The sequence below is a fragment of the Halosimplex marinum genome, from assembly GCF_051414075.1.
Taxonomy (GTDB): Archaea; Halobacteriota; Halobacteria; order Halobacteriales; family Haloarculaceae; genus Halosimplex; species Halosimplex marinum.
In genome coordinates this window covers 1,021,591-1,033,008 of record NZ_JBLKNY010000004.1, presented here as the reverse complement: position 1 = coordinate 1,033,008, position 11,418 = coordinate 1,021,591, and the positions used below count along the sequence as shown (strand labels likewise).

At 60.7% G+C, this 11,418-nt stretch carries 8 protein-coding genes; 7 read left to right on the top strand and 1 reads right to left on the bottom strand.

The features are described 5' to 3' along the window. Positions 1-125 precede the first annotated feature (125 nt). From ACMGFI_RS13270 to ACMGFI_RS13240, 7 genes are all read left to right on the top strand, one after another. Positions 126-443 carry a hypothetical protein gene (locus ACMGFI_RS13270; RefSeq protein WP_436910224.1) on the top strand — a complete coding sequence of 106 codons (318 nt, stop codon included), beginning with the start codon at positions 126-128 and terminating at the stop codon, positions 441-443. A 358-nt stretch (positions 444-801) separates the two neighbouring features. Further along, the gene (locus ACMGFI_RS13265) at positions 802-1,128 is read left to right on the top strand and encodes a hypothetical protein (RefSeq protein WP_436910223.1); all 327 of its coding nucleotides are present in this window, start codon (positions 802-804) and stop codon (positions 1,126-1,128) included. A gap of 321 nt (positions 1,129-1,449) precedes the next feature. Further along, complete coding sequence (locus tag ACMGFI_RS13260; protein ID WP_436910222.1) at positions 1,450-2,853, top strand: metallophosphoesterase family protein; 1,404 nt, start codon at positions 1,450-1,452, stop codon at positions 2,851-2,853. Next, positions 2,850-5,576, top strand: a complete 2,727-nt coding sequence (locus tag ACMGFI_RS13255) for an AAA family ATPase (RefSeq protein WP_436910221.1) — start codon at positions 2,850-2,852, stop codon at positions 5,574-5,576. The genes ACMGFI_RS13260 and ACMGFI_RS13255 overlap by 4 nt, the downstream gene beginning before the upstream one ends. Continuing rightward, positions 5,576-6,808 carry a DNA double-strand break repair nuclease NurA gene (locus ACMGFI_RS13250; protein WP_436910220.1) on the top strand — a complete coding sequence of 411 codons (1,233 nt, stop codon included), beginning with the start codon at positions 5,576-5,578 and terminating at the stop codon, positions 6,806-6,808. Before ACMGFI_RS13255 ends, ACMGFI_RS13250 begins: the two co-directional genes overlap by 1 nt. Positions 6,809-6,845: 37 nt before the next feature. Next, positions 6,846-7,523: a DUF8166 family protein gene (locus ACMGFI_RS13245; protein WP_495849320.1), complete on the top strand. Its 678-nt coding sequence runs from the start codon at positions 6,846-6,848 to the stop codon at positions 7,521-7,523. After that, on the top strand, positions 7,520-9,178 hold the full coding sequence (locus tag ACMGFI_RS13240; RefSeq protein WP_436910217.1) for an ATP-binding protein: 1,659 nt from the start codon (positions 7,520-7,522) through the stop codon (positions 9,176-9,178). The genes ACMGFI_RS13245 and ACMGFI_RS13240 overlap by 4 nt, the downstream gene beginning before the upstream one ends. Positions 9,179-9,281: 103 nt before the next feature. Here the strand turns inward: ACMGFI_RS13240 and ACMGFI_RS13235 are convergent, their stop codons facing one another. Then, entirely contained in the window at positions 9,282-11,357 is a 2,076-nt protein-coding gene (locus ACMGFI_RS13235) for a GmrSD restriction endonuclease domain-containing protein (RefSeq protein ID WP_436910216.1), read from the bottom strand. Positions 11,358-11,418 lie beyond the last annotated feature (61 nt).

Genomic DNA, 11,418 nt, shown 5'->3' with positions numbered 1-11,418 from the left:
TTTCTTTCCGTCCACATTGTCGAGGGTGTCTTGCAGTTCCTCGACGGAGATCTCGTCGAGATGATCCACTAGTAGCTGCAACACACTCTGAGTAAAAAATTCTACCGGATTCTATAGATGAGGTCGTGTCCGAAGTCGATGAGGAGCAGAAGTGGGGTGCTGAGGAAGTCGCCGGCCACTACGGTGGCCCGGCAGGGATGCCGGGAATCTGTGACGACCATCGCATCTGGCTCACCGTTGAGGACCCATGGGCAGGATGGAGCCACACGATCGCTCCTATCGAGGAGCTAATCCCTCGGGACGACGCGCATCTCAGAGAGGACATCAGGCAGGCCATCAAAGCAGCAGCACGGGCAGCAATGGACTCGACGTCACACGTCGAAACGGGAGCGCACCACGAGTATCAGGTCGAATGTCGGCTGGATGTCTCGCCGATACTGTAGGTAGGTAACTCGAAGTGGCGAATGGTAGAGGGTTCAGGGAGAATCCGTCGGCTACCAAGCTTCTCTGATCTATTTCCCGTTCATCTCGAACAGACGGGGTCGCCGGCTCGACCCGCCCTTACCCTTTTTACGAACTACCAGAACGTCGTGGCGGCGACGAACTGTCCGGCGGGATAACGCCTCCCTGGAACCGGAGCGGAACCCCAGCCGGCAGACCTGTCGAATCGTTGACCACGGATCCCCCGCGGCCATCGGACGTTCCGAGACGACATCGACAGCTCGTCTCCGGAACCGACTACGCTGCGGAGGTGACCTGACAGACACAGTGACAACCAAATCCGGACAAGCAGATCCAGATATGAAGCAAGTAATCGACCGCAAGCTCTACGATACCGAAACGGCAGAGGAGATCGCACAATACGCCCCGATCACCGACAAGGGTGACTTCAACTACCTCATCGAAACCCTGTACAAGACTCCGGACGGAGAGTACTTCCTCCACGGTGACGGTGGGGCGGCCACGAAATGGGCCAAGAAGGTCAGCGACGGGAAAGTTCCCGGCGAGGAGATCCAGTGCTTGAGCGACGAGGAAGCGTTGGACTGGTGTGAGAAACGATCCATCGACGGGGAGATCGTCGTCGAGGAGTTCAGCGAACTCATCGAAAACGTCGAAACTAACGGTTAACAGGATCACCAACGACATCCCAGCAAAAGCCGACTCACCACTCTGCACGAAATGAGTTGGTGAGTCTGTCACGACGAGGAGTTAGCCCGTCCTCGGTCGTACTCAAGGGAGTTCTTTTCGAATATCATCTTCCGCCGGGGTGACTCCACTATTCACTGCCACAGTCCCGCCACCAGACTACTTTCACCCCGGCGTGAGAACCTTTAACAGTACCACGGAGGATGACATAATTGGCGAATACTATGCAGACAATGACTAACCGGAGAGCAAGTCTGCGACGGGAATACGCAATTATCCTCATATCCAGAGGTGTCTAACAGTATGCATCTCGCACACGCCGCCGACATCCATCTCGGTCACCGCCAGTACGGCCTCAAACAACGGGAAACGGACGCTCGTCTGTCGTTCCAGCACTTCCTGTCGCAGGCGCGCGAGCGAGGCACGGACGCGATTCTGATACCGGGCGATCTCTTCGACTCCCGAGACATCCGCCCGCAGACGCTCCAGCAGACCGAAGCGCTACTCGAAGACGTCGAACAGCCCGTCGTCGTCTCGCCCGGCAATCACGACGAGAACATGAGCCGCCGGCGGGATCTGACGTGGCTGGAGTACCTGAACGACAAGGGGCTGATAACGCTTCTGTCGGCGGAGCTGTCGAGCGACCGGGCAACCTTCGCGCCGACGGACGGCACCGATCCGCGGCAGGGAGGGGGCGGCTACGTGGACCTCGAAGGCGACGACGAGGTCGTCCGTTGCTTCGGCCTTCAGTACCGGGGCGCGTACATCGAGCGCGACCTCCCGAACGTCGCGGAGGGCATCGAAGCCGTGAACCAGAGCGAAGGGGAGCCCGACACGACGATCCTCCTCGCTCACTTCGGCGTTGACGACGCAGTCCCTGACCTGGGAGCAAACGTGGCGCGTGCAGCCCTCACCGACCTCGAAGATCTCGTCGATTACATGGCCCTCGGCCACATCCACAAGCAGTTCGAGAGCGGAACGGTAGCCCGGAACCCCGGCAGCTTGGAAGCCTTCGACATCCAGGAGGGACGGTGGGACGACAGCCACGGCTACTACGTCTACGACACCGTCGCCGACACCGCCGAATATCAGCTTTCGAAGCGTCGCCCGTACCACACACTGAACTTCGACGTATCGGGGTACCGCACGTTCGAGGATCTTCGCGCCGACTTCGAAACCGAACTGGAGGACGCGCGGCCGGACGTCGAGGACGTCTGTCAGCGCGACGTCCACCGCGACGGGCGAGGAAACCGGCGGGAGCCGATCATCAACGTCCGCTTCGAGGGAACGCTCCTGCTCGACCACACCACGTTCGACGTCGAGACGCTCACTGGCCTCACCGAAGACAAACTGGACGCGCTGTACGTCCAACCGACGAACCACACCGAGCGGAAGGCTGTTCAGGACCTGCTCGGCGACCTCGAGCGCGGCGAGGCGTTCAACCCGGACGGGACCGTCAACACCGACGCTCTTCAGGAGCGGGTGTTCACGACGATCGCCGGGGAGTCCAGGTACAGCGCGGAAGCGGAGGAGGTCGCGGAAACGCTAGACCACGTCGAGGGGCTAGTCAACGAGGACGGACAGGGCGTCGCGGAGGTCGCGGACTATCTCCGGGAGCGGCGTCGTGAACTCTTCCCGGAGGGCCCCGGGGAGGCGTCCGACGCGGAGAACACGGACGACGCGACGAACGAGGTGAGTTCCGAATGAGCATCGTCATCGATCAGGTCACGCTGGAGAGCTTCAAGAGCTACGGCGACGAGACGACGATCGCCCTCGGGAACGGCGTAACGGCCATTCTCGGCGACAACGGATCTGGAAAGAGCACCATTCAGGAGGGGGTCGGTTACGCGCTCTTCGATACCCACCCCTTCCGAAATCAGGATCGGTTGGTCCGTGACGGCGAGAGTTCTGGACACGTCGAGGTCACGTTCACGAACCGAGCGACGGGGGAGACGTACACCGTTCGTCGCTGGGCGGGGCGGTCGAAGTACGACGTCTTGGACGAGAACGGCGACAACCTCGGTTTGGACACGAACAGCGAGGTCAAAGACTGGATCTGCAACCAACTGGGTATCGATAACTCGGACGACCTATCTCAAGCGTGGGAGAAGAGCATTGGCGTCCCACAGACGGATTTCCTGTCTGATTTCGCATCCAACGGTGAAAAAGAGCGGATAGACACGTTCGACCCGCTGTTCGACATCGAGCGATACCGGGAGGCGTATAAATCGCTCAGCGGGCTGGAGGAGGAGTTCGAGAACGATATCGACGAACTCGAAGAGGAGATTACGCGACTCGAAGTCAGTCTTGAGGATCTCCCCGAGGTCAAGGACGAAGTAGAGGAACACGAGGAGGCCGTCGAAGAACTTGAGCAGGAACTCCAGTCGCTCAACGAGGAGATTCAGGAACTCGAGGAGGAAGAAGAAGAGTTGGAGGAACTCGAGGACAGCCTCCGGGACGCCAAGCAGGAACTGAAGTCTCTCGAAGAAACGAAGATTCCCGCACAACAGGAAGCCCTCGAAAAGGCGAAGGAACGGCGTGAGGAGGCGAAAGAAGCGAAGGAGATCCTTGAGGACGTCGAGGACGACTACCAGCGCCACGAGGACGCGCAGGACCGACTCGACGATCTCGAGGAGAAACGCGACGAGCGTGACCGGCTGGAAGACGATCTTTCCGACCTCGGGGGTCAGATCGACCGTCTGAAGGATCAGATACGTCGTCACAAGGAGGACTTACGAGAGGCACAGGAGGCACGGGAGACGGTCGAGGAACTGGAACCCAAGAAAGAGCGGTACGAATCACTCGAGGAGCAGATCAGCGACCTCGAAGACGACGAGGACCGAATCGAGGAGATAGACGAGAGGCTAGAAGAAATAGACGACGAGATAGAGGAACTGGACGAGGAAGCCGACGAGATCGAAGCGGAGATAGATGACGCCGAGGCGAAGCGCGAGGAAGCCGAGCGGCTGTCGGACCTCCAGGACGAGCGGCAAGACCTCATCGCTCGAGAGCAGCGGCTGGAGAAGGAGACGGATGATCTCCGCGAGCAGAATCAGGAACTCCGCGAGCTCGACCTGGACGAGGAGTCGGAAGTGTCCTGTCCGACGTGTGACCGGCCGGTCACGCCCGACCACCGCGAGAAGGTCATCGAGCGAAACGAGGCCCGTATCGAGGAAATCACCGAGGACGAGCTCCCCGAGGTAGAGGGAGATATCGAACAGATTGAAGAGGAAATCGAGTCGGCACAGGACGCTAAGGAAGCGGTCGATGAAATCCCGCGGTTGGAAGACAAACTCGAACGTGTCGAAGGGGAGATCGATGACCTCCGCGAGGAGAAACAGGAGCTCCGAGACGAGCGAGACGAACTCGAGGACGAAGTCGCAGCACTGCCGGAAAAGCGAGACGAACTGGACGGCCTCGAAGGCGTCGTGGATGACTACCACACGGCGAAGGCCACGATCGAAAGCGCGGACGGCGTCACGGAGGAACTCCGCGATACTCGGGACGAGCTGGGTGAGAAACGCGTCGAGTACCGCGAACTCCGGGACGACTTAGCGGAGTACGAGGGGCTCGACGACGAGATCGACCGCGTTAAAGAGGTCATCGACGAGACGGAGGACGCACACACGAGATACGTCAAGAACGAGGACGAAGCGACGAAGTTGCCCGAACGCCGGCAGGAAGTCGAAGACGAACAGGAGAAGCTTGAGGAACTGAAGTCGGAACGTGACGACGTCGAGGATCGCGTCGAATCGCTTCAGGAGGAGTTCAACGCCGAACGACTCAACGAGGTCCAGGAAGAGCTCGATGAACTGAACACGCAACACGCCAAGACGGAGCAGAAACTCGACGACGCGAAGGAAGACCTCGAAGAGGCTCGAGACGAACTCGCGGAACTCGAAGAGAAGCAGGAGCGCAAGCAGGATCTAGAAGACGAAGTCACCGAGTTAGAGCGCGACCAGGAGTTCGCTCGGTGGGCGCGGAACAGCCTCCAGCAGGGTGCCGAAGACCTGCGCGACCTAATCACAAGCGAGATCGGCGACCGCGCGAACGCCATCTTCCAGCAGCTCCGCGGCAACCCGACGGAGACGCTCGTCTGGGACAAGACGTACAACCTGCGCGTTCGCGTCCGCGGGCAGAACAAGCCCTTCGACACGCTCTCGGGCGGCGAGAAGATGGCCGCCGCGCTGTCCGTCCGGCTCGCAATCCTCGAACAGCTGGCGTCCGTCGGCGTGGCGTTCCTCGACGAGCCGACCGCGAACCTCGACCAGCAGAAAAAGCAGAACCTCGTGAATCAGCTGGACGACCTCGATCAGCTCAACCAGCTCCTCGTCGTCAGTCACGACCGGACGTTCGAGTCGATGACCGAGCGGACGATCGAACTCGAGAAGGACGAAGACCGTGAGGTGACGCGGGTGGTGTCGGAGTAATGCCGTTCCATCCCGAAGCGGTCCTCGACGACCTCCGCGACCATGCCGCGGAAATCCGGGGGTTCGCCGAAGACGAGGAAGAAACGGTCGGGCGATATCGTAAAGCGTTACGCGACGCGCTCAAGGAGCACGAAGCGGCCCCGCTCCGGGCGGAACTCGGGCCGGATCGGTATCCGGGCGCCCTGCCGACCGACGAGTGGGACGAGAACGACTCGTCGGTCGTCGGGTTCGACGAGTCCGCCGCGTGGGACAACCACGAGGCGGTGAACGAGTACGCGAAGGACGTGATGGAGGGCGTGACGACCATCGCCGCCGACGGGTCGGAACTCGGGCCCACGGACGAGTTCACGGTTCCGCTCGGGCTGGTGCAGGTCGCCTGGAACGCGAACCACCACCACGAGGACGGCGACTACGAGGAGGGACTCAACGCCCGCATCATCGGGCCGGAGGCGGTTACTCAGGAATCGGACGAGGAGGACGGCATCAGATACATCGACGGGCGGGCACCCGGCCACGAACGCTACCGGGACGAGGGGGAAACGGTCATCGACTGCATCGAGGCGTTCGCCGACCTTGACCCGCCGCCGGTCGTCATCTACGACGGGCCGCTCGTACCCACCTTCGCCAACACGTACTCGCCGGAGGTGCGGGACAGCTACTACCGGCGGACGATGTCCCAGGTGCTGGCCGCGAGCGAGCACCACGGAGTTCCGGTCGTCGGCTACTCGGCCGGCAGCAGTCGGACGAACGTAGCGAAGCTGCTCCGCCGGACGTACCGCGACCGGCTGGGAGACGAACAGTTCGTCGCGGACTCCCGCATCCTGGAGGGCTTCACGGAGAACTGGGGCGACCGCTCGCAGGTCTTCGTCCACCGGCAGGACGGGACCATCGACGCCATGGAGTGCAGGTACCGCGGCGAGGAGTACGAGTTCGCCACCGACGTGCTGTTCGGGTACCTCGACATCCCCGACGGGGACGCGATGGACTACCTCGAGTTCCCGGGATGGGTGCTCCGCGACGGCCTCGTCGAGTACGTGTTCGACGTCGTCCGCGCGGAGGCCGGCGTCGGCCGCGGCTATCCGGAGATCGTCCAGCAGGCGGACGCGAACGCCGTGCTCGACGCCGACGCGAAACGGCGATTCCTCGCCCTCGTCCAGAACTTCGCCGAAGAGGAGGGCCTGCCGATCGAGTGGAACGCCAAGAACCTGAGCAAGGAGCGCCGCCGCCGATGAACAGTCAATCCGACCGCTTCACCCGAAACCCATCATTATGACACAGAATGAGTCTTTCTCAGAAGAACCGGCACTCACGGAGAGCGATCTCACGCTCGGTACAGTCGCGGAGTCGCACTCCCAAATGGACTACGTCGTCGAGGTGTACCGAGAACGCGAGCGCGAGCGACCGCCGGAGAAGCAGGACTACGAGTTCGGCCAACCGGTGTACAGCACGACCACGGTCCGCGGAGACGAGTACGCCGTCGTCGGCGTCGTATACGACTCCCAACTCGTCGATCCGGATCAGGGGCGCGAGGGACCGCGACTCTCGAACCCCGACCAGGAGATGTTCGTGCCGGGCTACGTGGACGAGAAGCGAACGCTGCTCGGCGTCGCGTTCCTCGGGTTCGCGCGACTCTCACCTCACGCGGACGGGGACGGATACGACCTCGCCGACGTCGAACAGGAGATGCCGCGGTGGACGCTCGACATCGACGATTCGGTGTCCAAGCTCTCGACCGAGGGGTTCAGGCAGTTCCACTTCCCCGAAAGCTCGCTCCGCGTGCAGTACTACGATCGGCTCATCTCGACGGCCGACCGCTTTGGTGCTGAGGTGACTCTCTCGCTGCTCGATCGCCTCCGGAGCGACACGCCCGCAGACGAGGATATGCTGGACGTCATCGAGCAGAAAGTCCGCTGGGAAGCGAGCTCCGATCGGGGGGTCGTGCGATGAGCGGCGACGTACCCACACCGCCCACGAGTCGAGATGTCGCCGCCGCGTCGGAGACCGTCGTGGGAACCGTCGAGAAGCCCGGCGACTCCGCCGACGAGTTCCAGTTCATTTTCCCGAGCGAAATCGATGTCCGGACGGGAGAGTTCGTCGTGTACGACACCGTCGTCGAAGGCGAACAGCGCGATGTCCTCGCGCGCGTCACGACCACCGAGCAGGAGCGGGGCCTACCGGGCGACTTCCTCGCTGATCCCGCGGTCGAACCGGACGAGATTGCGGGTGCGCTCGGCGTGCCGAGCGGCGACGTGGAGATCGACCGCGTGACCGCCCGGACCGTCGGGTACTTCGACGAGGACATGGAGACGTTCACGAACCCCCGTTCACTCCCCGACCCGGGGTCGAGAGTCCACCTCGCTGACGACGAGTTCCTCGAGGCGGTCCTGCCCAACGCCGACTGGCAGAGCGACAGCGGACTCGCGCACGTCGGGTGGCTTCTCAACCGGCCGGCCGGCGACGCGAACGTCTTCCTCCCGATCGACGACTTCTCCTCGACGCACCTCGCCATCCTCGCCTCGACGGGCAGCGGGAAGTCGTACACGGCGAGCGTCATCATCGAAGAGATGATGCGCCCGGAGTCGCGGGCGGCGATGCTCGTCTTCGACCCGCACGGCGAGTACGACACGCTCCCGGACATGCGGAAAGACGAGCACGCGTCGGTGTTCAGCGATGGCGACTACACGCCGGAGGTCAACATCATCCAGCCGGACGAGATCAACATCGCCATCCCCGACCTCAACTACGGCGACCTGCTCGCGCTGCTCGACGGTCCGAGCGACCGGATGAAGTACGTGCTCCACGAGACCTGGAGGAACCTTCAGGAGGAGAGCAACGACATCAGCGTCCACGATATCGTCGCCGAGTGCTACCACGTCGATGGCGAGGACAGCGACACCGCGAGCGCGCTCGAGTGGCGCCTCCAGCGGGCGCTCGGGCGGGACCTGTTCGTGCGTGCAGCCCGGGAGGAGTTGACTGACCTCGTCGCTCCGGGGCAGGTCACCGTACTCAAGCTGAACCGCCTGTCGGAAGAGGACCAGCAGATGCTCGCGGCCGCACTCCTGCGGAAACTCTACGAGGCGCGCGAGCGGGCGATGCGCGGCGACGACGACCGACTCGACTTCCCGCTGTTCACGCTGCTGGAGGAAGGCCATCGGTTCGCTCCCGATGGGAATGCTCGGTCCCTCGGCATCCTGCGGACGATTCTCTCTGAGGGCCGGAAGTTCGGATTCGGCGTCGGAATCATCTCACAGCGCCCGTCCAAACTCGACGCCGACGTACTGTCGCAGTGCGGCACGCAGGTCATTATGCAGATTCAGAATCCGAACGACCAACAGGCGATTCGTCAGTCCGTCGAGAGCGCCGGCGAGGACGTCCTCGATGAACTCCCGGGGCTAACGCCCGGGCAAGCAGTCATCGCGGGCGATGCGATGAACACGCCCGTGCTAGCTCGCATCCGGGAACGGCACACTCGACACGGAGCGGAGAGCCTCGCGGCGACGCAGGAGTGGCGTGACAGCTGGGATGAGTACAGGGAAGAGCAGGAACGCGGAGTTACTGAGGCCTATGACGACGATGAGGAAGTCGATGACACGCCGCTGTGAAACGGTCCGCTTATAGAACTCAATTCTGGGATCTCATCGTCGTGGAGTACCTTCTTAGAGGGGTCGCTGGTATCCGGCGACTCGGTCGAATTGAGGGAGTAGGTTAGGCCCAGTTTTCCTGGATGTATTGATTAGCATCTTGGATACTCAGTGGTCTTGCTGAACTCCCCTGGCGCACGATGAATTCATCATCTTCGAAGTAAACTGGATCCGAACTCGGTTCCACAGATACTGTGCAGACCGTTTCCCCCTCGATTTCACGGAATTCGATTTGGGTATACAACGAGGCCGTAGCGTCTCCTAATCGGGAGGAGATTTCCTGACTGAGAGTAACCTCGAAGTCGTCCTTGTCGTCCATTAGCTTGAGGTCGCGGTCGAGGCCCTTGATGTCACCGTCGTCGTCCACACCGATGATTAGCGTTCCGCCCTCGGCATTAGCGAAGGAAGCAATTTCCTTCACTGCCTCTTGCTTCAGGTCGGCGTTGGGCTGATCACGGTAGACATCGTAGAGGAGGGTCTCCTTGAATTCAATTCGATGGTTCTCTCCCTTTCCGATTAGGGCCTCCAGAGATGGCTTGTCCGGCCCTTCGGGGGTTTCGAATGACTGTATGAATTCGTTTATCGCATCGGCGAGTAACTCCCGCCTCCGGGAGAGGAACTTCTCGTAGTTTTCTAGCTTCCAAAACTCGGGGTTCTCGGGGATGTACTGCTTGTCGAAGATTTCGGGATGGTCCTCTTTGACACCGGGGAAATAGTCCTTCGGTAGCGACGTGAAGATCTCGCTGTTCCCACGGGAGGTGACAAACGCTCGGTTCGCAATCTCGTTCACGCGCTTGCGACCCATGTGGTTGTTCGAATCGTAGAGTGTGCCGTAAAGCTGGGACTTCGGGAAGATGTGATGCGATTCGAGTTCGTAGCTTCCCCGGAGGGGCTCGCCCGTGGCCCAATCGGACGGATTGTTGTTCCGACTGAGGATGCGGACCATGTTGTAGAAGTGCTTGCTCGACTTACCGCGTCCCTCTAAGTCGGACGGCTGTACCTCGATACGACCCCTGTCGTCTTTGATCTCCTCCATCAGGTCCTCGACCGGGTTCGGTCCCCCGAGTAAGGAGAGATCCTTTTCGAGTGTAGTGTCCGTCGAGCGACTGTACCGTCGCCACATCATCGCCGAATAGAGCCACTTGAGGAACGCGTCCTTTTCCTGGCGGGTCATTCGGACGTCGTTGTCGCTGAGATATTTGATGAGCGGGATGAGGACCGCTCGCGTGTTGATGTAACTGGAGTCTGGAATCTGGGCCTCGTTCTCAAGGAAACTGGTGAGGTAATTCAACACCTCATCTACGAGTTCCCACGACTCGACGAGGGTCTCCTTGTCAGTATCGTAGACGCGCTCGTACGTCATACCGCCCGTGACGACGGCGATCATACACTTGACGTAGAAGTCGAGATCGAAGTCGTACCCCTCTTCGGCCATCATCGCCTGCGTCTCCTTCATTTCCCGTCGTATGTACGGCCACTGAGCGCTCATATGTGCCAGGGCAAGTTCGGCGTCCCCGAGGTCCGTCCCCTGAGAATTGACCTTATCGAATAGGTTGATCGCTTGGTGAACGTCAGCGGACTTCCCCAGCTCTTCCTTGGGCATCTGAAGGGAGGTGATCTTGCTTATCCGCTTCAGTTCACGGTTGTACTCCTCGGCTTTCGCCCCGACTTCGGCTTCGTCTTCGGTCGTCTCTTTGGCGATCTCGAAGATGCTGACATCGTCGTCGAAACAGTCAGTGACCTTCACCCACTCCGGATTGTCTCGGGTGCTCTTGTTCTCGTATTTGAACTCCCCGGAGTCCAGATTGAAATAGAGGTTCCGCGGATCGGTTTGAATGTCGTCGGAAGTATAGTATGGTGGGATGTCGTCCTTGATCAGGAGATAGAGAACTGTGAGGCGCTGTTGACCGTCTAGGAGAACTTTGAACAGACCGTACTGTTCGCGGTCTACGGCGTCGTTCTTAATTTCCGGTGGGTTCTCTGTCTCCCAGATAAGCAGACTCCCGATGGGATATTCCTTGTACAGGGACTTCATCAGCTCCTTAGCTTGATCCTTCCCCCAGACGTATTCTCGTTGGAACTCCGGGAGGACGATTTCGTTCGCCTCGACTTTGTCCACTAACTTTCCGATCTCGGGCATGGGAAGAACATCGCGGCAAGCTGGTTAAAAAACCTATCCCGCATACGAGACTTCTCCTTAA